The following is a 22,963-nucleotide window of genomic DNA, read 5'->3' as shown; positions in this document are numbered from 1 at the left end:
ACCGCACCACCCGATGAGCGGGGCCGCACCCGAGGCGGCCCCGCTCTCGACACCGTCGAGGAGGCGGAGGACATGACGCTCACGGACACCCCCGCCGCCGCCGCTCCCGCCGCCACCGCCGCACCGCGCTCCCCCCGGCGCCTGCGGACCGCGCTGGTCTGGACCGCCTCCGTCCTCCTCCTCGGCGTCGTCGCCCTCGGCCTCCTCTTCCAGGCCTCCGGCGGCCGCTGGTTCATCGTGCAGACCCCGTCGATGGGCACCTTCGCCCCGGTCGGCACGCTCGTCCTCACCACTCCCACCGCGATCCAGGACGTCCGCGTCGGCGACGTCGTCAGCTTCCACCCCTCCACCACGCCCGACGAGACCTACACGCACCGCGTGGTCGAGATCGCCCCCGAGGGCACCCTCGTGACCCAGGGCGACATCAACGGAGCCGTCGACCCGTGGGCCACCGGCCAGGACCAGCTGATCGGAGTCGTCACCACGTCGCTCCCCGGCGTCGGCTGGCTCGCCAAGGCGCTCCCCCTCCTGCTCGCAGGCGCCGTCCTGGTGCAGCTGCTCACCCGTCTGCTGCCCTCGCCCACCCACCGCGCGGCGATGCGGATCCTGGGCCTCTCGCTGGTCGCCTCGATCACCGTCTTCCTCCTGCGCCCCTTCGTCGGCCTGGTGGTGCTCGAGGCCACGGTCACGAACGGGTTCACCGACGCCGTGCTGGTGTCGACAGGGCTGCTGCCCATCCGCGTCAGCGCCGAGGGCGCCGCTCCGGCGGACCTGGTCTCGGGCGAGGTCGGGCGGCTGAAGGTCCCCGCGAACGAGCAGGACTGGTACAGCGTCTCCTCCGCTCTGCACCTGCCCGTCTGGGGCTGGATCGTGTTCGCGCTGCTGTGCGCCCTGCCCCTGATCTACACGTTCGCGATCGGCCTGCCCGCCGCGACCGAGCACACCGGTGAGCACGGCCGCCGCGCCGCCGCGGAGGAGGCGACCCGATGAGCCGGCACCGCGTCGTCCGGGTCCCGCTCCTCGCGCGCCTCCGCTCCGCCCTCGCGCAGCCGCGGAAGGCCCTCGCGGCCGTCGCCGTGGCCGCCCTCGCCGGAGGACTGCTGCTGACGCCCGCGACCTCGGGCGCCTACACCGCCGCCATCACGAACTCGAACAACACCGTCGGCAGCGCCGCCGCTTTCTTCACCTGCGACGCGGCCTACGCCGCCGACAGGACCGCCGCGCTCTTCTCGTACACACTCGCGCAGGCCTCCAACTCGCGCACCGCCGCCGACACCGACTCGGGCGGGTACCCCGGCACCTACCAGGGCGTGATGACGAGCTCGTCCACGACACCGAAGGCGTGCCCCCGCGACACGGGCGGATCCTGGCTGCTGAACGGCACGACGAACCACCTCACCAACACGCTCGAGCTGAAGAACCCCACGACCTTCAGCACAGAGATCTGGTTCAAGACCACCGTCGCCGGCGGCAAGCTCTTCTCCTTCGGCGCCGGCGCCTCCGCAGGCGGCGGCCAGTACGACCGCCACACCTACATCGGGCGCGACGGGAAGCTCGTCTTCGGCATCTACAACCTCGGCGTCGAAGCCCTGACGAGCCCGACCGCCGTGAACGACGGCAACTGGCACCACGTCGTCTCGACCCTCTCGCCGACCACCGGCATGACCCTCTACCTCGACGGACAGCGGGTCGCCTCCAACACCGCCTACCGAAGCCCCGAGAACACGACCGGCTACTGGCGGATCGGCTACGACACCCTCGGCGGCTCCTGGCCCAACGTCGGCCCGGCGTACTTCAGCGGCAGCCTCCGCTACGCCGCCGTGTACTCCACCGCGCTCACCCAGACCCAGGTCCAGAACCACTACGCCGCCGGACGCGCGACCTAGAGTCGGGCGAGCACGGTCGGCGCCGGGGTCGTCCGGCGCGGGATCAGGACAGGCCGACGCCGATCAGCGGAGGCAGGATCAGCGCGGACAGCTGCACGATCACTCCGTTCGCGCCGGCGCCCAGGGCGATCGCGGCCAGCGTCTTCGGGACTCCGCGGCGCGCGACGCCCGCGACGCCCAGGATCGTGGTCAGCGCGGCGAGGATCAGCTGGGCGATCCCGATGACGATGAAGACGGCTCCGATCTCGGTGGCGTCGAGCCCGCCGCGGTAGGCGAGCACCGGCACGATCGTCGTGAGGCAGACCTGGACGATCTGGCTGATCGTCAGGATCACCGCCAGGACGAACGCGATCAGGCCGGGCAGGTTGCGGCGCCGCGGCGCGGGAGCGGTGGGGGTCACGGACCGAGCCTAGGCGGGCTCCGGAGCAGGCCGTGTACCCTTGTCCGTTTCGACGAGAGGGTTCCACCATGACCGAGACAGCGGTCGCGACCGACTCCGCGCGCCCCACCCAGAGGCTCGCCCCGTGGGTCTTCTGGCCCGCCGCGATCCTGATCCTCGCGATCGTCGCCTTCGCACTCCTCGCGCCGGGCACGGCGACCGAGGTGTTCGCCTCCCTCCAGACGACCGTGGTCAACACCTTCAGCTGGTACTACGTGCTGATCGCCGCCGCGTTCGTGGCGTTCGCGATCTGGATGGGGGTCAGCCGCTTCGGCGACATCAAGCTCGGCAAGGATGACGACGAGCCCGAGTTCTCGATGGCCGCCTGGATCGCCCTCCTGTTCGCCGCCGGTATGGGCATCGGTCTGGTGTTCTACGGCGTCGCCGAGCCGCTCAACCATTTCGCGAATCCGCGTCCCGGAGTGACGGGCACCGAGCAGCAGCTCGCGCAGAGCGCGCTGTCGCAGACGTTCCTGCACTGGGGCGTGCACGCGTGGGCGATCTACGTGGTCGTCGGCCTCGCTCTCGCGTACGCGATCCACCGGCGGGGCCGCCCCGTGTCGATCCGCTGGGCCCTCGAGCCGTTGCTCGGGAGACGGGTGCGCGGCGGCTGGGGCAACGCGATCGACGTCGTCGCCCTGATCGGCACGATGTTCGGAGTCGCTACCTCGCTGGGCCTCGGAGTCACGCAGATCTCGGCCGGGCTCGAGGCCTCCGGCGTCGTCGAGTCCTCGCTCACTGTGCAGCTCGTCGTCATCGCCGTGGTCACCGGGCTCACGATCCTCTCGCTCGTGTCCGGCGTGGGCAAGGGCATGAAGTGGCTCTCGTCCGGCAACCTGATCCTGGCCGGCGCGCTGCTGCTGTTCGTCCTGTTCGCGGGGCCGACGCAGTTCCTCCTGCGCGAGTTCGTGCAGTCGCTCGGCAACTACCTGCAGAACCTCCTCGGCCTCTCCTTCACCGTGAGCGCGTTCGCCGGCGAGAGCGGCGAGCAGTGGCAGGCCTCGTGGACGACGTTCTACTGGGGCTGGTGGATGTCGTGGGCGCCGTTCGTCGGCATCTTCATCGCCCGCGTCTCGAAGGGCCGCACCGTCCGGGAGTTCGTCGCCGGTGTGCTGCTCGTGCCGACGATCATGACGTTCCTGTGGTTCAGCGTGCTCGGCGGCACGGCCCTCCACCGCGAGCTGTACGGCGCAGGCGGACTGGTCGGCGCGGGCGGTGCCGTCGACTCCGACCTCGCACTGTTCCAGATGCTCGCGGATCTGCCCGGCGGCGCCGTCGTCACGTTGGGCGCGATCCTCCTGATCGGAGTCTTCTTCGTCACCTCGGCCGACTCCGGCGCCCTGGTCATGGCGATGATCGCGACCGGCGGCTCCGTGGAGCCGAAGAACCCGATCCGCGTGTTCTTCGCCCTCGCGACGGCGCTGCTCGCGATCGCGCTGCTGATCGCGGGAGGTCTCGACGCCCTTCAGACGGCGGCGATCCTCTCGGCCCTGCCGTTCAGCGTGGTGATGATCCTGATGTGCGTCGCCACGGTGATCGCGTTCCGCCGCGAGCTGCGGGCCTACGACAGGGCCCGGCGGGCCGCGTTCGTCGGCGACATCGGCCGCTTCTACGGGCTCGAGGTGGAGGAGCCGACCGAGCGGGAGCCGGTGCCGCTGCTGAAGCGGGTGCTGCGGCGCGGGCACTGACCCCTCGCACTCCTGCACCGAGCCCTCGCGCGCCGGCACCGACCTCTCGCGCGCGGCCGCTGCCCCCTCGCGCCCGGCCGCACCCGGGCCCTAGCGTGGAGGGATGGCACTGACGCTCCCGGAACCCCGGCTCCCCTCCCTCCTCGACTCCCCCGTTCTGAAGTGGGGGATCCTGGCCCCGGGCGGCATCGCCACCAGCTTCGTGGAGGCGCTGCGCACGCACACGCGCCAGGAGGTCGTCGCCGTCGGCTCGCGCTCGCTCGGGCGCGCGCAGGAGTTCGCGACCCGCTTCGGCATCGCCCGCGCGTCCGCCGGCTACGAGGCCGTCGTGAACGACCCCGAGGTCGACGTCGTCTACATCGCGTCCCCGCACTCGGAGCACGCGCGGCAGGCGCTGCTCGCGATCGCCGCGGGCAAGCACATCCTGGTGGAGAAGCCGTTCGCACCCACTCCGGGCGAGGCCGAGATGATCGTGCACGCCGCGCGCGACGCCGGGGTCTTCGCGATGGAGGCCATGTGGATGCGCTACCTCCCGCACATGGACGTGGTGCGCCGCCTGATGGAGGACGGCGCCGTCGGAGCGCCCGCCCTGGTCTCGGCCGACTTCGGAGCGGCGTTCCCCTTCGATCCGACGAGCCGCATCTTCGACCCCGCGCTCGCGGGCGGCGGGCTGCTCGACGTCGGCGTGTACGCGTCCTCGTTCGTCTCGATGATCGCCGGCACTCCGCAGAGCACGGTCGTCTCGGGCGGCCTGACGGACACCGGAGTCGACGCGACCGCCACGATCGTCGGCCGCCACGCGGGCGGCGTGCAGTCGCTCGCCACCTCGACCGTGCTGGCCGACACGCTGCAGGCCGCGAGCGTCGCGGGCAGCGAGGGCCGGATCGACGTGCACCCGGCGTTCTGGCGTCCGGGCGGGGTGACGCTCACGCGCGGGGACGACTCCGGCACCTGGCTCGACGAGTCGCCGTTGCGTGCCGGGGAGGGACTGGCGTGGGAGGCGGTGCACCTCGCGACCTACCTGGCCGAGGGGCGCACGGAGTCGCCGCTGCATCCGCTCGACGAGGTCGTGCAGGTGGTGCGCACGCTCGACGACGCGCGCCGGCGCATCGGGGTGTCGGTCTAGGGCGCTCGGGTCCCACCGCCGGGCGATGCTCGATCGGCAGGCGCTTGCACGATCTGCAGGCGCCTGCACGATTCGCAGGCACTTGCACGATCCGCAGGGGATGCGACCTGATCGAGGCCTGCTCCTGCGGCGGGATCGCGGCGCACGCTCCGATCCCCTGCACATCGGACGAGCCCCTGCAGACGGGCGGATGCCGTGGAGCGTGCGTCCTCGGCAGGGGTGCGCACCATCTGCAGGGGATCCTGCCGGCGACGGACGAGAATCCGCGGCGGGAAGCCGTTTCTCTGTCGGATCACCTGCAAATGGTGCGCGCGCTCGACGACGCGCGCCGGCGCATCGGGTGTCGGTCTAGGCCGGCAGCTCCACGCGGAACGCGGTGCGGCCGGGCTCGGAGTCCACGAGCACGCGTCCGCCGTGCGCGTCGACGACCGCGGCGACGATCGCGAGACCCAGCCCCGTCGATCCGGTCGTGCGGGCGCGCGAGGAGTCGCCGCGGGCGAAGCGCTCGAACAGCACGGGGACGAGCTCGGGGGCGATGCCGGGCCCGGAGTCGGTGACCGTCACGACCGCGATCGGCCGACCCCGGTCGTCGCGCTCCTCGGCGAGCGCCGCCACGACACGCGTGCCGGGCGGGGTGTGCACGGTCGCATTGCGCAGCAGGTTCGCGAGCACTTGGTGCAGGCGGAAGCCGTCGCCGCGGATCTCGACGGGCTCCTCCGGCAGCTCGAGGTCCCACTCGTGGTCGGGACCGGCGACGTGGGCGTCCGAGACCGCCTCGATCAGCAGCATCGTCAGGTCCACCGGCTCCTTCTCGAGGTCGCGGCCCTCGTCGAGCCGGGCGAGGAGCAGCAGGTCCTCGACGAGCGAGGTCATCCGGGTCGCGGCCGACTCGATCCGGTCGAGGGAGTAGACGGCGGCCTCGGACAGCTCGGCCTCGCCGCGGCGGGGCAGCTCGGCGTAGCCGCGGATCGCGGCCAGCGGCGTGCGCAGCTCGTGCGACGCGTCGGCGACGAACCGGCGCACCTTGCTCTCGCTCGCCTCGCGCGCCTGGAGCGCTCCGGTGACGTGATCGAGCATGCGGTTGAAGGCGGCGCCCACGCGGCCGACCTCGGTGCGGGTGTCGGCGTCCTCCTCCGGGACGCGCTCGACCAGCTCCACCGCACCGCGCTCGAGCGGCAGCTCGGCGACGCGGGTCGCGGTCGCCTCGACGCGGTCGAGCGGCCGGAGGGCGACGCGGATGATCGCCGTGGCGAGGAGGGCGACCAGCAGCATCGCGAGCAGGGTGATCACGACGACCACCGCCGTCAGCGAGCCGAGGACCTCCGTCGTCCCGCCCAGCGGCACGCCCACGACGACGACGGAGCCGTCCACGACGGCCGCCTGCGTCCGGTACGCGCCGAGGGCGCCGCCGAGATCGACCGTCGTCTCGTCTCCGCCTGCCGCGACCGCCTGAGCGAGGACCGAGTCCGGCTCCTCCGCGAACTGGCGGCAGTCGCCGTCCCCGTCGATGTAGGCGCCGACGAACGAGCCGTCACCGCCGCGCACCGCGGTGATCGTGCTGAGGTCCTGGCTCGGGCCGACGAACGAGTCGTCGGGGCACGAGGTCGCGCGCTCGATGGCCGACGGGCCCGCGAACCGGCCTGGGCCGTCGAACTCCTGCAGCCGCTTCAGCGACTGGGAGAGCTGCGTGTCGGTGCTCTCGTAGAGGATTCCGCGCAGCGACAGCACACTCACCGCGCCGACCACTCCGGCGGTGATCGCCACCATCAGGACGACGGCGAGCACCATCCGGCGCCGCAGCGTCCACGGCGCACGCCGCCCGGATCGCCCGGGGCGGGAGCCCCGCAGCGCCGATCGGGTCGCGAAGTCGCCGAAGGCGGGGCGGGAGGCCACTAGTCGGCGGGCTTCAGCAGGTAGCCGGCGCCGCGCACCGTGTGGATCATCGGCGCGCGCCCGGCGTCGATCTTCTTGCGGAGGTAGGAGATGTAGATCTCGACGACGCTCGACTTGCCGCCGAAGTCGTACGACCAGACGCGGTCGAGGATCTGCGCCTTGCTGAGCACGCGGCGAGGGTTGCGCATCAGGAAGCGCAGCAGCTCGAACTCGGTGGCGGTCAGCTCGATGGACGTGTCGCCGCGGCGCACCTCGTGGCTGTCCTCGTCGAGCTCGAGGTCGCCGACGACGACTCGGGGGTCGTCGGCGTCGTTCGCGAGCAGGGTGCTGCGGCGGATGAGGCCGCGCATCCGGGCCACGAGCTCCTCGAGGGAGAAGGGCTTGGTCACGTAGTCGTCGCCGCCCGCGGTCAGCCCCGCGATGCGGTCGTCGAGGGCGTCCTTGGCGGTGAGGAAGAGCACGGGCGTCTGGCTGCCGTCGGCGCGCACCCGCTGCAGCACCTGCAGCCCGTCGATGTCGGGGAGCATCACGTCGAGGACGATCACATCGGGCCGGAACTCGCGCGCCAGGGTGATCGCCGAACGGCCCTCGGCGGCGGTGCGCACCTCCCAGCCCTCGTAGCGCAGAGCCATCTGCAGCAGGTCGGTGAGGGTGCTCTCGTCGTCGACGACGAGGACGCGGATCGGGGATCCGTCAGCGCGCTTCAGGCGCGTGCGCTGCGCGGGGGCGAGGTGCTTCGAGGGAGCGGGGCTGGGCATGCCTCCCAGTATCGGGAGGTTCCCTATGACCCCGCTATCAACGGCCGATGTCCTCGCCGTGCGCGTCCGATGCCGCGACGCCGGCCTTCTCGGGCTCCTCGACGGCCGCCGAGCGGGCGTAGCCGCGCACACGCCGGTCGATGAAGGTCGCGAACCACAGCAGCACGCCGATCACGAGCAGCACCGCCGCGATCTCGTACTGGGCGATGTCGCGGCCCGAGGTGATCGGCAGCACCAGGTAGACGCAGGCGAGGGCTCCGATCACGGGTAGCGCGGTGGGCGTGCGGAAGTGGGAGTGCTCGACGGGCTGCCTGCGCAGCACGAGGACCGAGACGTTGACCACCGCGAAGACCGCGAGGAGCAGGAGCGACGTGGTGCCGCCGAGCAGGACCGCGATGGGGTTCTGCGTGTCGCGCGACACGTACGCGGTGAGCAGCAGCGCGATGACGGTGGTGAAGAGGATCGCCGCCCACGGCGTGCGGCGCCCCGGCAGCACGTTCTTCAGGAACGGCGGGAGGACGCCCTGCTTGCTCATGCCGTAGAGCAGGCGGCTGGCCATCATCATGTTGATCAGCGCGCTGTTGGCCACCGCGAACAGCGAGATGAACGGCAGCAGCGTCGAGATCGGGAAGTCGGGCGCAGCGGTCTCGACGACCGTGACGAGCGGAGTGTCGTTGCCGGCGAGCTCGCCGACGGGCACGATCGCGACAGCGAGGGTCGAGACGAGGATGTAGACCACGGCGGTGATGCCGAGCCCGGTGAGCATGACCTTCGGGAAGATGCGGCTGGGCTCCTTGGTCTCCTCCGCCATGTTGACCGAGTCCTCGAAGCCGACCATCGCGAAGAAGGCGAGCGAGGTGGCCGTGCTCACCGCGAGCAGCAGCGACTTGTCGCCCGACGTCTCGAAGGCGACGACCCGCGAGAAGTCGGCCTGCCCGCCGAAGACGGCGAAGAAGCAGACGAAGATCACGAGCAGCAGGCCCGAGAGCTCGATCAGGGTCAGCACGACGTTCAGGCCCACGCTCTCGGCGACCCCGCGGAGGTTCACCAGCGCGATCAGCACCATGAAGACCAGCGCGATCGTGATCTTGACGCCGGCCCCCTCGCCCAGGCCGAAGCCGATGGCGAAGTTGCTCGCGAACGCTCCGGACGCGGCGGACGCCGACGTGATGCCGCTCGCCATCACCGTGAAGCAGACGAGGAAGGTGATGAAGTGGATGCCGAACGCCTTGTGCGCGTAGAGCGCGGCTCCGGCCGCCTGCGGGAACTTCGTCACGAGCTCGAGGTAGGAGCAGGCGGTGAGCGTCGCGACGACGAACGCGATGAGGAACGGCAGCCACGCCGCTCCGCCGACCTCGGCCGCGACCTGCCCGGTGAGGGCGTAGATGCCCGTGCCGAGGATGTCGCCGACCACGAACAGGAGCAGGAGCTTGGGTCCGAGGACCCGCTTCAGCTCGGGCGGGGCGGTGGTCTTCTCGCGTGTCGCAGTCATGATCGGCGCCTCCGTCGGCTCGTTCCGGATGAGCGCGAGCCTAGGACCGCGACGGGCGCGGGGGGAAGGGCGCGGGAACGACGGAAGGGCGGAGGCTTGCGCCTCCGCCCTTCCTGATGCCGATCGACTAGACGCAGAGACCGGTGAACGTACCGAAGAGGCTGGTTCCCGAGAAATTGCGCGACGCGCTGTTGTTGGCGGCGTTCGAATCGACGTAGCCGGTCGGGATGCTGCGCACGCTCAGCGTGAAGGATGCGAGCAGGACGACGTCGATACCGGAGCCGGGCGTCAGCGAGACGGTGAGGGAGGTCGTGTCGGCCAAGACCGTCAGCACGCGGTCTCCGTTCGGCAGCACCTCGACGGAAGCCCCGGCGGCCTGAACGTTCACGCTGGCGAGAGAGGTGCTCGAGAGCGTGAACTGGGTCTGCGCAGGAATCACACCGCCCCCGACCGCGGAAGCGGTGAATCGAGGAGCGGTTCCCGCGGTCCCGACAACCGAGAGGGTGGCGCAGGAGCCGCTCACGACGATGTCGACGGTGGTCGACGCGGCGGCCATCGGAGCGGCGACCGCCACGGCGACGACAGGGACGCTCCAGGCGGCGGACTTGGTGAGACTGCGGCGGGAGATGGAGTTCTCGGGCACGTGTTCCCTTTCGGAGGAAGGAGGTCGGAGGGCGGCAGTGCGGTGATCACCCCACGTCCGTAGGGGAAAGGTAGGGAGAGGACGGGGGCGCGCTCCACGCCTCGGCCCGGGGCGACGATTCCTCGACTCGTCCTCGTCTGATGGTCTCCTGGGAGCCGTCTGGCCCTCTCGGTCGAGAGGTTCCGCGTGATCCCGGGGCACTCGCCCCGCGCTCGACTCCTGCGCCGCGCCGCACTGCCCTTCACCCTCGACCGGGGGCGCCTCGATCCGGCTCGCCGACATGGCGCGGAACAGCGCCCCCGTGTCGGAGGGGGGCGGTCCGCGGGCGGTGCCTCATAGGCGACCCACAACCGCTCGATACGGCACGCAGAAACCGCGTCCCTACCGTCGGGGAACCGGGCGGACCACTCCGCCCCGCGTCCCGCTCCCGGGGCGCCCCTCCCCCGACTCGAAGGACACGATGTTCGCCACCTACCTCCGGCGAGAGCTCCTGAACCGGCGACGGCAGACGATCGTCGTCGCCGCCGGCACCGCCCTCGCCATCGCTCTCGTCCTGCTCGTCTCCTCCTTCTCCTCCGGGGTGCGGAACGCGCAGGCGTCCGTCCTCGACTCCGTCTACGGAGTGGGCACCGACATCACCGTGACGCGGGCCGCCGCCGCGCCCGCCGCGGGCGACGGCGGCCAGCGGTTCGACTTCGGCGAGGCCGACGGCACGACCCAGGACGGCACGACCTCCGTCAGCCGGTCGCGCCTCGAGGTCGACCGCGGCACGACGGCGTTCGACGCGTCCGCCGTCGCCACGGCGCTCGACGTCGAGGGCGTGCGGACCGCCATCGGGGTGCTCTCGCTCACCAGCACGACGTTCTCGGGCGAGCTGCCCGACCGCAGTGCCGCCGCGGCACCGGGCGATGCCGCGGCAGGCGAGGCTCCCGCGGGTGGCCCCGACGGCGCGGGCGGCTCCTCCTTCGGCGTCGACTCGTTCTCGGTGCTCGGCCTCGACCCGGCGGGCAGCGCGATCGGGCCCCTCGCCGATGTGGTCCTCACCGACGGGCGCACCTTCACCGCGGAGGACGCGGGGCAGGACGTGGTCGTGCTCGACTCCTCCTACGCCACGACCGCCGCACTGACGGTGGGCTCGACCCTCGAGATCGGCGGCACCGCCTTCTCCGTGATCGGCATCGTGACGACGGACTCGCCCGACGCGAGCACCGCCTCCGACACCTACCTGCCCCTCGACGTCGCGCAGACGCTCTCGGGCGAGGCGGGCCTGATCTCGTCCGTCTACGTCCAGGCCGCGTCCGCCGACGTCATCACGAGGATCCAGTCCGAGCTCGAGGCGGCGCTGCCCGACAGCACCGTGTCGACGCAGGCCGACCTCGCCTCGACCGTCTCGGGATCGCTCTCGACCGCCGGCGACCTCGTCGCGAACCTGGGCACCTGGCTGTCGCTGCTCGTGCTGGCCGCCGCGTTCCTGATCGCCTCGCTCTTCACCCTCTCGGGAGTCACCCGCCGCACCCGCGAGTTCGGCACCCTGAAGGCGATCGGCTGGTCGAACGGCGCCCTCGTGCGCCAGGTGGCCGGAGAGTCGGTCGTGCAGGGGCTGATCGGAGGCGCCGTCGGCATCGCCCTGGGCCTGGCCGGCATCGCGATCGTGAACGCCGTCGCGCCGACCCTGTCGGGCTCCTCCGCGGCGAGCGCCGCAACGGGCCCCGGAGGAGGGTTCGGGCCGGGAGCCGCCCCGACCGCCACCGCCACCGAGGTCGCGCTCTCGCTTCCGGTCTCCGTCCCGGTGCTCCTCCTCGCCGTCGGGCTGTCGATCCTCGGCGGAGTCCTCGCCGGCTCGCTCGGCGGCTGGCGGGCCGCGCGCCTGCGCCCCGCCGCGGCACTCCGCTCCGTGGGCTGACCCCTCTCCCCCTCGATCCGAAGGACGACATGTACACCCTCACGAACGTCACCAAGAGCTACACCAGCGCGAAAACCGCGGTCACCGCGCTGAAGGACGTCACCCTCACCATCCCGGACGGCCAGATGGTCGCGATCCAGGGTCCGACCGGCGGGGGCAAGTCGACGCTGCTGCAGATGCTCGGCGCCCTCGACCGGCCCACCTCGGGCACCGTCGTGCTCGGCGAGCACGAGATCTCGTCTGCGGGCGACCGCCGGCTCGCGGCGATCCGGGCGTCGGAGGTGGGCATCGTGTTCCAGGGCTTCAACCTGATCCCCACGCTCAGCGCGCTCGAGAACGTCGCGACGGCGCTCGCCCCGCAGAGGATCGGAGCAGCGGAGCGGTCGGAGCGGGCGCGCGCCGCCCTCGCGTCCGTCGGGCTCGCCGATCGGGCCGACCATCTGCCGGCGCAGCTGTCGGGCGGTCAGCAGCAGCGCGTCGCCGTCGCGCGCGCCCTGGTCAAGGAGCCGTCGGTGCTGCTCGCGGACGAGCCGACCGGCGCGCTGGACGAGGACACGCGGGACGACATCATGACCCTGCTCGAGTCGCTCTGGACGAACCTGGGGCTGACCCTGGTGATCGTGACGCACGACTCCGCCGTGGCGCGTCGAGCGCAGCGACGGCTGCTCCTGAAGGGCGGCCGCGTGACCGAGGCGGCCTGACGCCGGCAAGCTGAGTTCGGGTGTCGGCCATCGTCGTGGCCGGCACCCGCTCTCAGCCGACGTTCTGCTCGGGAGTCAGACGGCGCGCTCGCGGAGGAACGCCAGCGAGCGGGTCCACGAGTCGGCCGCCGCCTCGGGCACGTAGGTGCCGTCGTTCGAGTCGTTGAAGAAGGCGTGCCCGGCGCCCGGGTAGACGAGGACCTCGACGTCCTTCCCGGCCGTCGCCTCGCGCACCCGCGGCACCTGCTCGACGAGCGGCGCGTCCTGGTCGCCCACGAACGCCAGCACGCCGACCTCGAGCACGGCCAGCTCCTCGTCGGACGCCGTGACGTGCCCGTAGAACGGGACCGCCGCCGCCAGCCGCGGCTCCGCGAGCGCGAGCGCCCAGCTGAACGTGCCGCCGTAGCAGAACCCGGTGATCGAGACGCTCGTGACGCCGTCCTCACTCAGCAGCCGCGTGACGAGCGCTCGGAGGACCGCGATGCTCCGCTTCGCGTGCTCGGGAGTGAAGACGGGCGCGAAGAAGGTGCGCAGCTCGACCTGCCGCGGCAGGCGCCGCACCGGGTGGTCGTAGTCGGCCCGCTGCTCGGTGTCGAGCTGCTCGAGCAGCCCGCTCTCGGCCAGCAGCTCGGGCGCGACGACCCGGAACCCCTCGGCCGCGTACCGGTCGGCGACCGAGCGGATGTGCCCGTCCACACCCCACACCTCGTGGATCAGGATGAGGGCGCGCTCGCCGTCCCCGCTCCGGTACAGGGGGACGTCGTGGTCGGCCAGGGTCCAGGTCTCATCGCTCGTGGGCATCCCTGCACGATAGCGCCGCGCCCCGAGAGGGGGACGCGTGCATCCTGAGCGGCGGTCCTGCTTGACTGAGGGCGTGAACGGGGACGAGCGACGGAGCAGGGCCTTCCGGGTGATCGCGACGACCGCGGCGATCGTGACCGTGATCGTGGTGGGGCACGTCGTCGTGCTCCTACTGCTGGAGGTCTGAGTGACTCGCAGTGCCCACGCCGCGCTGGTGGTCTGGCTCCTCCTCCTGACCGGTCTGTTCGCCGTTCCGGTGGCCGGCTCGCTCTACCAGGCGCGGGATCCGGAGTACACGTGCCTGGTCGACCGGCAGGCGCCGCCAGCGAGCGGAGTCGACGAGGGGTGGATCGTGCGGGGACGGATCACGCCGTTCCCGCTCGGGTTGGAGTGCACGTTCCTCTCTTCGTCCGGGGAGGAGATCGTTCTCGGTCCGGGCTGGCTGCTGACGCTGTTCGCCGGCAGCGCCGGCGCCTTCGGCGTCGCGTCGATCGCTGCGGCACTGTGGTCGCCTCCTCGACCGGCGCCGAGAGCGCGACCGACCGCCGCGGAGGGCGAGGAGCGCTGAGCGGACATCGGAGCGCCTGCGGAGGCCGAGAGGGTTCTTCCCCTCGTGGGCCGACTCGTTCCTTCACGACGACGGTGCCCGTCGCGGGGCCAGGGAAAGATCAGGACGGGCGCCGGCGCTCGATGAGGACTGTGTCGCGCCAGGTACCGGCGGCTGGTCCGTGGGTCATCTGCGCGATCCGGTCGCGGGTGCCGACGCGGCGGAAGCCGGCGCGGTCGTGGAGGGCGAGGCTGGCGGTGTTCTCGGGGAAGATGCTCGACTGGATCGTCCAGAGACCTGCGGCGTCCGCTGCCTCGATGAGTGCCTGCAGGAGTTCGGCGCCGATGCCGCGGCCGCGGGCGGACGACGCGATGTAGACGGAGTGCTCGACCACCCCTCGATAGACGGGCCGGCTCGACACCGGCGAGAGCGCCGTCCACCCGAGGATCTGCTCGCCGTCGACGGCGACCAGGCGTCCGACGTCGAGCTTCCCTGCATCGAACGCCTCGCATGTCGGCGGTTCGACCTCGAAGGTGGCGTGTCCGGTGGCGATCCCGTCGCGGTAGATCGCCTCGACCGCCGCCCAGTCCTCGGGGGCCATCGGCCGGGTGGCGGTCATGAGCAGCAGCTTCCTCCGGCGGATCCGATGTCGGTGGAGCAGACGCCGGTCTCGGGGAGCACGAGCTGCACGCGCCGGGCGGCTGCGTGATCGCCGGCGAGCTCGTCCGCGATGGAGCGGACCTGCTCGTAACCGGTGACGAGCAGGAACGTCGGGGCGCGGCCGTAGGACTTCATGCCGGCGATGTAGAAGTTCGGCTCAGGGTGCGCGAGCTCGGCGACGCCGTGCGGGTCGACCGTGCCGCAGGAGTGCAGGTTCGGGTCGATGAGGGTCGCGAGGGCGCGGGGTGCTTCCACGATCTCGTCCAGAGAGACGCGGATCTCGCGCAGCATGTCGAGGTCGGGCCGGAACCCGGTCGCCTGCACGACGACGTCGGCCTCGACGCTCTCGCGCTCCTTCCGGCGTCGCCCGAGGACGGCGACCCGGCCGGTGGCGGTCTTCTCGAGGCGGTCGATCTCGAAGCGGTCCAGGAGGGTGATCGCGCCGTCGCGCACGAGCTGGTGCACGGTGCCGCCGAGCTTGCCGCGCTCCTCCAGCTCGTCATCGCTCGAGCCGAAGACGCGCAGCGGGCTGATGCCGCGGATCCCCCAGGTGATGCTCGTGCCCGGTTCCTCGCGGGCGAGACGAGCGAGCTTGATCAGCGTGTTCGCCGCGGAGTGCCCGGCACCGACGACGAGCACGCTCTTCCCGGCGAATCGGGCGCGGTCGGCGCCGAGCACGTCCGGCAGCGCATGGCTGAGGTGCTCGGCGACGTCGGCGGCGCCGATCGGGTCGAGGCCCGCGGAGGCGAGGGCGTTCGGCGTGGAGTAGGTGCCCGAGGTGTCGATCACGGCGCGGGCGGTGACGTCGACGGAGCCCTCCAGCGTGTCCAGGCGCAGCAGGAACGGAGTGGCGGCGCGGCCGGTGGAACGGGTGCGGTCCATGCCCTCGCGGGTGACGGCGGTGACGCGGGAGCGGTAGCGGATGACGGGGGCGAGCTGCGGAGTCGCGGCGAGGGGCGCAAGGTAGTCGCGGACGAACTCGTGCCCGGTGGGCAGCTTCTTCGCTGCGGGCGCCTCCCAACCGCTCGCGTCGAGCAGGCGTGCAGCGGCGGCGTCGACCAGGTACTCCCACGGGGAGAACAGGCGGGTGTGGCCCCACTGCTGCACGGCAGCGCCGGCGCTCTCGCCAGCCTCGTAGACGATGACGTCGAGGCCGCGCTCGAGCAGCTGCGCGGCAGCGGCCAGACCGACAGGGCCGGCGCCGATGACGGCGACGGGGAGGCCGGTGAGGCGGCGCTCGTCGGTGCGGTGCGGGACGGTCAGCAGCAGGGTCATCAGGTGCACTCCTCGACATCGACGGTCATCGATGGACCGAGTCTGCCCCGCTATATCGATGATTGTCAATGTGTGCGAGAGTGGAGGCATGGCGACGACCGAGCTGACTCTCACCGCGGCGGCGGCCGCGTGCTGCGCGCCGCTCGCGCGCGAGCCGCTGAGCGCCGAGGGCGCGGAGCTGCTGGCACGGGCACTGAAGGCGATGGCGGATCCCGCGAGGCTCCGCCTGGTGTCGATCGTCGCGTCGAGCAGCTCGGGCGAGGTGTGCGTCTGCGACTTCACGGAGCCGGTCGGGCTGAGTCAGCCCACGGTGTCGCACCACTTGAAGGTCCTCGTGGACGCCGGGATCCTGGCCCGCGAGAAGCGCGGCACGTGGGCCTACTTCTCCCTCGTGCCGGGCGCACTCGACTCCCTCGCGGGGATGCTCACCCGCGTCTGATCAGGCGGCGATGACTCTCGCCGCGAGAGCGTCGACGCGCGCGACGATCTCGTCGTAGGCGGCATCGAACGCGGCGTCCGTGCCGGCGGGCACCGGGTCGGGGATCGACCAGTGCAGCGCGTCCGAACCGAGCTCCTCGTGAGCGGCGTCGCAGACGGTGATGATGAGGTCGGTATCGGCGGCGACGTCTGCGAACTGCCGCGGGGCGTCTTCGGGTATCGGGAGGCCGTGACGTTCGGCGGTCGCGATCGCTCCGGCCGCCACCGCGGTGGCCGGGTGCGTGCCGGCGGAGGCGACGGGGATGGGGCTGCGCTGCGCCCAGAGCTGGGCGGCGAGCTGGGAGCGGGCGGAGTTCGCCGTGCACACGAACAGCACCCGCCGCGCGGCGGCGGTGGTCGAAGGCCCGAGCTGGTCGAAGGCGTCGGGGACCAGGTGCACGTAGGTCCGGCGCCGGTCCGCCTCCGAACGGCGCCGGAGGATCATGCCCTCGCGCTCGAGCACAGCGAGGTGGTGCGCGACGAGGTTCGAGGGCATCCCGAGCCGGTCCTGCAGCTCTCGCGGCGCCAGGTCTCCGAGGGTGAGCAGGTCGGTGATCCGCAGGCGTGCGGGATCACTGAGGGCCGCATGCCGGGCGGCACGCGATTCGAGTTCGGTTCGCTCGGTGTTCATTGACTCAATCTTGACTGAGTGATCGCGAGCGGTCAAGATGGCGAACGTCATGGACACCACCTCCCCTCCTCCGCTCGCTCGTCGGGCCGTGGCCGAGTTCCTCGGCACGGGCCTGCTCGTGGCGATCGTCGTCGGCTCCGGCATCGCCGCGCAGACCCTCTCCCCGGACGACGTCGGCCTGCAACTGCTGGAGAACTCCCTCGCGACCGCTCTGGGACTCGCGGTGCTGATCCTCGTCTTCGGCCCTGTGTCGGGGGCGCACTTCAACCCGCTCGTCTCCGCCGTCGACGCGCTCCTCGGTCGCCGCGACCGCTCCGGCCTGTCGGGCCGTGAGCTGGCGGTGTTCGTCGGCGCGCAGCTGCTCGGCGGGATCAGCGGAGCGGTCCTCGCGAACGCGATGTTCGAGGTCCCGACGGCGATCGCGACGACCGAGCGCGTCACCGCCGGGCACCTGCTCGGGGAGGTCGTCGCCACCGCCGGCTTGGTCCTCGTGATCCTCTCCCTCGCCCGGACGGACCGCGGCCCGCTCGCGGCGGCCGCGGTCGGCGCGTACATCGGCGCCGCGTACTGGTTCACGTCCTCGACCTCGTTCGCGAACCCCGCCGTGACCCTCGGCCGCGTCGTCACCGACACCTTCGCCGGCATCGCCCCCACCTCCGTCCTGCCCTTCGTCGCCGCGCAGCTCGCCGGCGCCGTGATCGGCGTCGGCATCGCCGTGTTCCTCTTCCCGGGCGCCGCCCGGACCGCCGGGAGCCTCGTGGTCCCGGCCGCCTCGACCTCGTCACACGTCTGATCCGAAAGGCCTTCTGATGCATCTCGTCGCCATCGGCGGCAGCGACGCGGGGATCTCCGCCGCGCTGCGCGCCCGCGAGCTCGACCCGTCCGTCGACGTGACCGTCGTCGTCGCCGACTCCTACCCGAACTTCTCCATCTGCGGGATCCCGTACTACTTCTCCCGCGAGGTGCAGCCCTGGCAGTCCCTCGCGCACCGCACCCACGTGGACCTCGAAGCCACCGGCATGACCCTGCGCCTGGACACCTTCGCGACCGACATCGACGTCGCCGGACAGCAGCTCACCGTCCGCACCCCGGACGGGACGCTCGACCGGATCGGGTACGACGAGCTGATCGTCGGCACCGGCGCCCTCGCCTCCTCCGCCGGGATCGTCGGCGTGCACCGGCTCGGCCCCGAGGACGGCGTGCACGTGCTGCACTCGATGGGCGACACCTTCGCGCTCGAGCGGTTCCTCGACAGCCGCGACCCGCAGACCGCGATCATCGTCGGCGCCGGCTACGTCGGCCTCGAGATGGCCGAAGCCCTCACCGTCCGCGGCCTGCGCGTCACCCAGCTGCAGCGCGGCCCGGAAGTGCTCTCCACCCTCGACCCCGAACTCGGCGCCCTCGTCCACACCGAGCTCGACCAGCACGGCGTCGAAGTCCTCACTCGCACCACCGTCGCCTCGATCGAGAAGACCGCCACCGGACTCGCCGTCCACGCCGACCACGACGGCACACCCCTCACTCGGACCGCCGACGTCGTGCTCCTGGTCGTCGGAGTGAAGCCGAACACCGACCTCCTCGCCCGCGCCGGAGCCTCCCTCGGCGCCGGCCGCGCCGTCGTCGTCGACGAGGCCATGCGCACCGGCCTCCCGCACGTGTTCGCCGCGGGCGACGGAGTGACCACCCACCACCGCCTGCTCGGCAGCACCTACCTGCCGCTGGGCACGACCGCGCACAAGCAGGGCCGGGTCGCGGGCGAGAACGCCCTCGGCGGCGACGCCCGGTTCGCCGGGTCTGTCGGCACGCAGGTCGTGAAGGTGTTCGACCTCGTCGCCTCCCGCACCGGCCTGCGTGAGCACGAGGCCCTCGCCGCCGGCTTCGCCCCGGCGACGACGACCGCGGTCGCGGACGACCACAAGCGCTACTACCCCGGCGCGCAGCCGATCACCATCCGCATCACCGGCGACACGCGCGACGGACGCCTGCTCGGCGCGCAGCTCGTCGGACGCCTCGGCACCGAGACCGCCAAGCGCGTCGACACCTACGCGACCGCCCTGTTCGCCGGCCTCACCGTCGAGCAGGTCTCCGACCTCGACCTCTCCTACACACCCCCGCTCGGCTCCCCCTGGGACGCCGTGCAGATCGCCACCCAGACCTGGACCCGCACGAACACTGGAGCCGTGACCCCCGCATGAGCGAGAAGCCCACCGTCCTCTTCCTCTGCCAGCACAACGCCGGCCGCTCCCAACTCGGCGCAGGCCTGCTCGACGTCCTCGCCGGCGACCGCTACACCGCCACCTCCGCCGGCCTCTCGCCCGCCGACACGGTGAACCCCGCGATCGCTGCGACCGTCGCGGAGCTCGGCCTCGACATCAGCGACCGCACCCCCCGCGCCGTCACGGTCGCGGACCTCGAGAAGGCGGACATCGTCGTCGCCATGAAGCCCGGCCTCACCCTGCCCGCGACCCCGACCGGCCGATTCCTGGAATGGACGTTCCCCGACCCGGCCGACTGGAGCGCCGAGAACGTCCGTCCCCTCCGCGAGGCCGTCGCCGCTCGGATCCAGGCCGAACTCCTCCACTAGGCGCGACACGGAGCGGCGTTGCAACGCCGCCGGACATCGTCGGAACTCACACGTACGGGACAGGTTCCGCCGCAGAACGATGCGGCGCCACCTCGACCGCCGTGGCGTCCCCGTCGACCGTCCCCTCACGGAACGCATGCGCGTCGGAACTCACATGAATGGATGATGCGATGCCTTCTCGCGTCCAGGCCGTTCCGGGCCGGTACGGTGACCGCATGGACGACGGCGACGAACGTCAGAACCTGGTGACGCGCACCGAGATCCTCAACGCCTGCATCGCAGCGATCGAGGACCCCGAGAAGCTGTTCCGGGTGTGCGCGAACGTCTCGGGAGGTCGCGACGACGAGAGGGCGGCCGTCGCCTCGGAGTTCGAGGTCAGCGACATGGTGGCCGATGCGATCCTCGACTTGCAGGTGAGGCGCTTCACGCCGAGGTCGATCGAGCAGATGCGGAGCGAGCTGGCCGACTACGGCCGTCGACTCGCCGAACTCGACCGACCGTAGGACGATCCCCTCACGGGACGACCGGCTCGGCCCCTCGATGGCCCCAGGCGCACGCGCTTACGGGGGGTACGCAGTTCCACGGGTGGTCGATCAGGGATGCGTCACACTGAGCCCGTCGAGTGCTGCGTCCCCTGCGCCCGCCGACCGGACCGTGCGGATGCTGCACGGCACGAACGTCGGCCCGCGTCACACGGCACGGACGCCGTTCCTCCGAACCCCCGTACGACCGAACGCCCTGGAGCGCCCCGTGACCGACCTCGAAGACACCACCTCCGTCGCCTCCGGCCCCTCGCGCCGTCGCATCGCACAGGCTGCGGGCTGGTCGGTGCCGCTCGTGGTCGCCGCGGTCGGTGCACCGGCCGCCCAGGCCAGCACTCCCCCTGCGGAGCCGTTCGACGGGCTCATGGGAACCTGGAGCACCCCGGTGCGACAAGCGGATCGCATCGGAACGGCGACCTTCACTCTGATCAACACGTCGAGCACGGTTCTCCCGCTCAACAATCTTCTCTTCCTGCCCACGGATCCCAATGGGGGGATCTACATCATGCTCGGAACGTCGAGCAATTGGTCGACCCGTCGTAATTCCAGCGTCTCGGATGACGTCACGTCCGCTGCTCATGTCCGCGGTCGTGGACTGTTCCAGCCCGGGCAGGGGATCCAGGTCAACTGCTACATCAACTTCCCCGGCGCGTTGGTGAACAGCACGACCGTCGTGTCCGTCACGCCGGACGGCTACACGGACACGCCGGTCTCTTTCGCGTCAGTCACATTCGACCCGATCAACTACTAGAACCTGCACGTATGGCGGCTCACAGCACGTCGCTCGTCATCGAAGGTCTCGGACAGCGGATCGAGGTCGACCATCGGTCGCTGAACGGAGTCGAGCAGGCGGTGCTGGAACGGCTGTGGAGCCGTACGACGGTCACTGGCGGGCCGAAGCCCGCCCGCTCCCGCTTCTCGCTGCATCGCACCGATACTCCCTTCGAGCACGACGCCGCCATGGCGATCGCGGAGGTGACGCTGCGGGCGATCGAGGCCGCGCAGGGCTCGCTCCTGATGCTGCACGCCTGCGCCCTCGCGGACCCGGCCGGCGCCGCGATCGTGCTCGTCGGCCCCTCCGGCCGCGGGAAGACGACGGCCGCCGCGACCCTGGGCCGCTCCTACGGATACCTCACCGACGAGACCACCGGCATCACCCCGGGAGGACGGATCCTCCCCTACGAGAAGCCCCTCCTGATCCGCACCGCGGAGGGCATGCCCAAGCGGCCCTTCTCCCCCGACGAACTCGGCCTCCTCCCCGCACCCGCCGACCCGCGGCTGGCCGCGCTCGTGATCCTGGACCGCGACCCCTACCTCGTCGGCCCGGCTCAGCTCGAACTCCTCGACCTCGCCGACGCCATCCCCCTCCTCGTCCCCGAGACGAGCGCCCTGTCGGCGCTCGAGAACGGCATCCCGACCCTCGCCCGCCTCGCCGCCGGCATCGGCGGCGTCCACCGCGTCCGCTATCGCGACGCCGAGCAGCTCGTCCCGATCGTCGCCGGCCTGCTCGAGACACCGCCGGCGTCGGAGGACCGCTGGTCGGAGGTCCCCGGGCGCAACGCGGTCACGGACGGGCAGCGCGTCATCGTCCTCGCCACCGGCACTGTGCACGTGCTCGACGGGATCGCCGCGACCATCTGGCAGCACCCGCATCTCACTGGCGCCGCGCTCACCACGGCCGTCACCGCACGCCACGGGCACGCCGACGACGCGGCGAAGCGCGTCCATGACGCGGCGGCGTCCCTGGTCGCGATCGGGCTGCGCGATGAGGAGTAGACATGAGCGACCACCGCCCCCGCGACACGGAGCGACCACGGAAAGCGTGCGCACATCCACAGCGTGAGCCGTTCGCCGTCGCACCGCAGCGCCTCCCCGCACTCCGCGGACAGCGCTCATCACGCGGGCGGCCGGCAGCGCTCGGTCGGGGGTTCTGCCAGCGGTCCGTGTCGCACGGTGATCAGGTCGGCGCCGCCCGCCGGCTCTGCCGTGCCTCGCGGCCCCAGCTCGACGAATGCGACCGCGGTGGCGCGCAGGACGCCGCTGAAGCGCCTCCTACCAGGTTCGCAGCGTCAGCGGCGGGAAGGAGAACGGCAGGACGGCGCCTCCGTTCCAGTACTCGCTGACGACGGGCTCCAGGGCGACACTGCCCGAGTGGAGTTCCAGATGACACTGGTGCCGTCGGAGGGACTGACCTCGTCCGACGGGTACACGGCCGACGAGACGATCAGCCTGGTGACCTTCCCGGTGGACGGGCCGAGCGTCCTGACGTTCCCGGCCGGCGAGGTGCTGGACAGCTCCGTGCAGTCGGACTTCGCCGAGGGGACCGTCGAGGAGTGGCCCTTCGACAGCTACCGGGCCGACCTGACGACGTTCGCCTTCCTCGGGGAGGACGATCACGACGACCACGAGCACACCGCGGTGCCCACGCAGGTCTGCCTCGACGACTCCGTTCCCGGATGGCATCTGGACACCGTGACGGTCGACCACCCCGGCGACACCGTCCCCACGGCCGACGGCGATGAACCGCTGACGTCGGTGGTGATCACCGCGACCCGCTCGGCGAGCACCGTCGCCTTCGGGATCGTGCTGCTCGGGCTGATGGCGGTCACCCCTGTGCTGGTCCTGTTCGTCGCCATCAGCGCCTACACCGGACGCCGGAGGGTGGAGGCGACCCTCACCAGCTGGATCGGCGCGATGCTCTTCGCCGTCATCCCGCTGCGGAACTTCCTGCCCGGCGCCCCGCCGGTCGGCTCCTGGATCGACTACCTGGTCGTGCTGTGGGTGATCGCGGGGCTCGTCACCGGACTGGCGATCTACGTCCTCGCGTGGAACCGCTGGGGTCACGGCGCCTCCCGGAAGCGGATGGACTCCGCACCGGACGGCCCCTGAGTCGCGGGTCCGGTGCGCCCGCGAGTCC

General features: G+C 71.7%; 24 protein-coding genes. 15 read left to right on the top strand and 9 right to left on the bottom strand.

The window, feature by feature from the left end:
- The coding region (locus tag IOC53_RS12540) for a signal peptidase I (RefSeq protein ID WP_207406196.1) at positions 1-990 on the top strand (990 nt) is incomplete at its 5' end.
- Positions 987-1,886, top strand: a complete 900-nt coding sequence (locus IOC53_RS12535) for a LamG domain-containing protein (RefSeq protein ID WP_207406195.1) — start codon at positions 987-989, stop codon at positions 1,884-1,886. The genes IOC53_RS12540 and IOC53_RS12535, both read left to right, overlap by 4 nt.
- A gap of 43 nt (positions 1,887-1,929) precedes the next feature.
- Here the strand turns inward: IOC53_RS12535 and IOC53_RS12530 are convergent, their stop codons facing one another.
- A complete protein-coding gene (locus tag IOC53_RS12530; protein ID WP_207406194.1) occupies positions 1,930-2,286 on the bottom strand; it encodes a hypothetical protein in 357 nt (118 codons plus the stop codon).
- Between the two features lie 68 nt (positions 2,287-2,354).
- Here IOC53_RS12530 and IOC53_RS12525 point away from each other — a divergent pair, with 68 nt between their 5' ends.
- Positions 2,355-4,013: a BCCT family transporter gene (locus tag IOC53_RS12525; protein ID WP_207406193.1), complete on the top strand. Its 1,659-nt coding sequence runs from the start codon at positions 2,355-2,357 to the stop codon at positions 4,011-4,013.
- 103 nt (positions 4,014-4,116) lie between these two features.
- Positions 4,117-5,139: a Gfo/Idh/MocA family protein gene (locus IOC53_RS12520; protein WP_207406192.1), complete on the top strand. Its 1,023-nt coding sequence runs from the start codon at positions 4,117-4,119 to the stop codon at positions 5,137-5,139.
- Positions 5,140-5,487: 348 nt separating this feature from the next.
- Here the strand turns inward: IOC53_RS12520 and IOC53_RS12515 are convergent, their stop codons facing one another.
- The 4 genes from IOC53_RS12515 to IOC53_RS12500 form a co-directional block, all read right to left on the bottom strand.
- On the bottom strand, positions 5,488-6,927 hold the full coding sequence (locus IOC53_RS12515; protein ID WP_207406190.1) for a cell wall metabolism sensor histidine kinase WalK: 1,440 nt from the start codon (positions 6,925-6,927) through the stop codon (positions 5,488-5,490).
- 104 nt (positions 6,928-7,031) lie between these two features.
- Complete coding sequence (locus IOC53_RS12510) at positions 7,032-7,790, bottom strand: response regulator transcription factor (RefSeq protein WP_278250069.1); 759 nt, start codon at positions 7,788-7,790, stop codon at positions 7,032-7,034.
- 37 nt (positions 7,791-7,827) lie between these two features.
- The gene (locus IOC53_RS12505) at positions 7,828-9,282 is read right to left on the bottom strand and encodes an APC family permease (protein WP_207406188.1); all 1,455 of its coding nucleotides are present in this window, start codon (positions 9,280-9,282) and stop codon (positions 7,828-7,830) included.
- 127 nt (positions 9,283-9,409) lie between these two features.
- The gene (locus IOC53_RS12500) at positions 9,410-9,925 is read right to left on the bottom strand and encodes a hypothetical protein (RefSeq protein ID WP_207406186.1); all 516 of its coding nucleotides are present in this window, start codon (positions 9,923-9,925) and stop codon (positions 9,410-9,412) included.
- A gap of 460 nt (positions 9,926-10,385) precedes the next feature.
- Here IOC53_RS12500 and IOC53_RS12495 point away from each other — a divergent pair, with 460 nt between their 5' ends.
- Together IOC53_RS12495 and IOC53_RS12490 are read left to right on the top strand one after the other, a co-directional pair.
- Entirely contained in the window at positions 10,386-11,828 is a 1,443-nt protein-coding gene (locus IOC53_RS12495) for an ABC transporter permease (RefSeq protein WP_207406184.1), read from the top strand.
- Between the two features lie 29 nt (positions 11,829-11,857).
- Positions 11,858-12,529: an ABC transporter ATP-binding protein gene (locus tag IOC53_RS12490; RefSeq protein WP_207406182.1), complete on the top strand. Its 672-nt coding sequence runs from the start codon at positions 11,858-11,860 to the stop codon at positions 12,527-12,529.
- A gap of 75 nt (positions 12,530-12,604) precedes the next feature.
- On the opposite strand, the gene IOC53_RS12485 is transcribed toward IOC53_RS12490, so the two are convergent.
- On the bottom strand, positions 12,605-13,330 hold the full coding sequence (locus tag IOC53_RS12485) for a dienelactone hydrolase family protein (protein ID WP_207406180.1): 726 nt from the start codon (positions 13,328-13,330) through the stop codon (positions 12,605-12,607).
- Between the two features lie 187 nt (positions 13,331-13,517).
- Between IOC53_RS12485 and IOC53_RS12480 the strand changes: the two genes are divergently transcribed.
- Positions 13,518-13,898, top strand: a complete 381-nt coding sequence (locus tag IOC53_RS12480) for a hypothetical protein (RefSeq protein ID WP_207406178.1) — start codon at positions 13,518-13,520, stop codon at positions 13,896-13,898.
- 100 nt (positions 13,899-13,998) lie between these two features.
- Here the strand turns inward: IOC53_RS12480 and IOC53_RS12475 are convergent, their stop codons facing one another.
- Together IOC53_RS12475 and IOC53_RS12470 are read right to left on the bottom strand one after the other, a co-directional pair.
- Positions 13,999-14,496 carry a GNAT family N-acetyltransferase gene (locus tag IOC53_RS12475; protein WP_242683287.1) on the bottom strand — a complete coding sequence of 166 codons (498 nt, stop codon included), beginning with the start codon at positions 14,494-14,496 and terminating at the stop codon, positions 13,999-14,001.
- Positions 14,493-15,812, bottom strand: a complete 1,320-nt coding sequence (locus IOC53_RS12470) for an FAD-dependent oxidoreductase (RefSeq protein ID WP_207406177.1) — start codon at positions 15,810-15,812, stop codon at positions 14,493-14,495. The genes IOC53_RS12475 and IOC53_RS12470 overlap by 4 nt, the downstream gene beginning before the upstream one ends.
- Before the next feature lie 88 nt (positions 15,813-15,900).
- On the opposite strand from IOC53_RS12470, the gene IOC53_RS12465 reads away from it, so the two are divergent.
- Complete coding sequence (locus IOC53_RS12465; RefSeq protein WP_207406176.1) at positions 15,901-16,251, top strand: helix-turn-helix transcriptional regulator; 351 nt, start codon at positions 15,901-15,903, stop codon at positions 16,249-16,251.
- Here the strand turns inward: IOC53_RS12465 and IOC53_RS12460 are convergent, their stop codons facing one another.
- Positions 16,252-16,920, bottom strand: a complete 669-nt coding sequence (locus IOC53_RS12460) for a helix-turn-helix domain-containing protein (RefSeq protein ID WP_207406175.1) — start codon at positions 16,918-16,920, stop codon at positions 16,252-16,254.
- 49 nt (positions 16,921-16,969) lie between these two features.
- On the opposite strand from IOC53_RS12460, the gene IOC53_RS12455 reads away from it, so the two are divergent.
- The 7 genes from IOC53_RS12455 to IOC53_RS12425 all read left to right on the top strand — a co-directional run bounded on the left by IOC53_RS12455 (position 16,970) and on the right by IOC53_RS12425 (position 22,935).
- Entirely contained in the window at positions 16,970-17,713 is a 744-nt protein-coding gene (locus IOC53_RS12455; protein WP_207406174.1) for an MIP/aquaporin family protein, read from the top strand.
- A 16-nt stretch (positions 17,714-17,729) separates the two neighbouring features.
- Positions 17,730-19,115, top strand: coding sequence for an FAD-dependent oxidoreductase (locus tag IOC53_RS12450; protein ID WP_207406173.1), 1,386 nt, complete (start codon positions 17,730-17,732; stop codon positions 19,113-19,115).
- Positions 19,112-19,504, top strand: a complete 393-nt coding sequence (locus IOC53_RS12445) for a low molecular weight phosphatase family protein (protein ID WP_207406172.1) — start codon at positions 19,112-19,114, stop codon at positions 19,502-19,504. Before IOC53_RS12450 ends, IOC53_RS12445 begins: the two co-directional genes overlap by 4 nt.
- Positions 19,505-19,719: 215 nt before the next feature.
- The gene (locus IOC53_RS12440) at positions 19,720-20,007 is read left to right on the top strand and encodes a hypothetical protein (RefSeq protein ID WP_207406170.1); all 288 of its coding nucleotides are present in this window, start codon (positions 19,720-19,722) and stop codon (positions 20,005-20,007) included.
- A 247-nt stretch (positions 20,008-20,254) separates the two neighbouring features.
- Positions 20,255-20,797 carry a hypothetical protein gene (locus tag IOC53_RS12435; protein WP_207406168.1) on the top strand — a complete coding sequence of 181 codons (543 nt, stop codon included), beginning with the start codon at positions 20,255-20,257 and terminating at the stop codon, positions 20,795-20,797.
- 11 nt (positions 20,798-20,808) lie between these two features.
- Positions 20,809-21,822, top strand: a complete 1,014-nt coding sequence (locus IOC53_RS12430) for a hypothetical protein (protein ID WP_207406165.1) — start codon at positions 20,809-20,811, stop codon at positions 21,820-21,822.
- Positions 21,823-21,885: 63 nt separating this feature from the next.
- Positions 21,886-22,935, top strand: coding sequence for a DUF4436 family protein (locus tag IOC53_RS12425; RefSeq protein ID WP_307786182.1), 1,050 nt, complete (start codon positions 21,886-21,888; stop codon positions 22,933-22,935).
- Positions 22,936-22,963: the final 28 nt, after the last annotated feature.

Origin of the sequence: Rathayibacter sp. SD072 (assembly GCF_017355185.1) — a bacterium.
In the GTDB taxonomy this organism is placed as follows: Bacteria; Actinomycetota; Actinomycetes; order Actinomycetales; family Microbacteriaceae; genus Rathayibacter.
This window is presented reverse-complemented; position numbering and strand designations above follow the sequence as displayed.

Coding starts and splice junctions, on each gene's coding strand:
- IOC53_RS12490 (WP_207406182.1), top strand. CDS start 11,858: ATGTACACCCTCACGAACGTCACCAAGAGCTACACCAGCGCGAAAACC.
- IOC53_RS12430 (WP_207406165.1), top strand. CDS start 20,809: ATGGCGGCTCACAGCACGTCGCTCGTCATCGAAGGTCTCGGACAGCGG.
- IOC53_RS12510 (WP_278250069.1), bottom strand. CDS start 7,790: ATGCCCAGCCCCGCTCCCTCGAAGCACCTCGCCCCCGCGCAGCGCACG.
- IOC53_RS12465 (WP_207406176.1), top strand. CDS start 15,901: ATGGCGACGACCGAGCTGACTCTCACCGCGGCGGCGGCCGCGTGCTGC.
- IOC53_RS12445 (WP_207406172.1), top strand. CDS start 19,112: ATGAGCGAGAAGCCCACCGTCCTCTTCCTCTGCCAGCACAACGCCGGC.
- IOC53_RS12475 (WP_242683287.1), bottom strand. CDS start 14,496: ATGACCGCCACCCGGCCGATGGCCCCCGAGGACTGGGCGGCGGTCGAG.
- IOC53_RS12455 (WP_207406174.1), top strand. CDS start 16,970: ATGGACACCACCTCCCCTCCTCCGCTCGCTCGTCGGGCCGTGGCCGAG.
- IOC53_RS12440 (WP_207406170.1), top strand. CDS start 19,720: ATGGACGACGGCGACGAACGTCAGAACCTGGTGACGCGCACCGAGATC.
- IOC53_RS12515 (WP_207406190.1), bottom strand. CDS start 6,927: ATGGTGCTCGCCGTCGTCCTGATGGTGGCGATCACCGCCGGAGTGGTC.
- IOC53_RS12520 (WP_207406192.1), top strand. CDS start 4,117: ATGGCACTGACGCTCCCGGAACCCCGGCTCCCCTCCCTCCTCGACTCC.
- IOC53_RS12495 (WP_207406184.1), top strand. CDS start 10,386: ATGTTCGCCACCTACCTCCGGCGAGAGCTCCTGAACCGGCGACGGCAG.
- IOC53_RS12535 (WP_207406195.1), top strand. CDS start 987: ATGAGCCGGCACCGCGTCGTCCGGGTCCCGCTCCTCGCGCGCCTCCGC.
- IOC53_RS12450 (WP_207406173.1), top strand. CDS start 17,730: ATGCATCTCGTCGCCATCGGCGGCAGCGACGCGGGGATCTCCGCCGCG.
- IOC53_RS12460 (WP_207406175.1), bottom strand. CDS start 16,920: ATGAACACCGAGCGAACCGAACTCGAATCGCGTGCCGCCCGGCATGCG.
- IOC53_RS12525 (WP_207406193.1), top strand. CDS start 2,355: ATGACCGAGACAGCGGTCGCGACCGACTCCGCGCGCCCCACCCAGAGG.
- IOC53_RS12470 (WP_207406177.1), bottom strand. CDS start 15,812: ATGACCCTGCTGCTGACCGTCCCGCACCGCACCGACGAGCGCCGCCTC.
- IOC53_RS12485 (WP_207406180.1), bottom strand. CDS start 13,330: ATGCCCACGAGCGATGAGACCTGGACCCTGGCCGACCACGACGTCCCC.
- IOC53_RS12505 (WP_207406188.1), bottom strand. CDS start 9,282: ATGACTGCGACACGCGAGAAGACCACCGCCCCGCCCGAGCTGAAGCGG.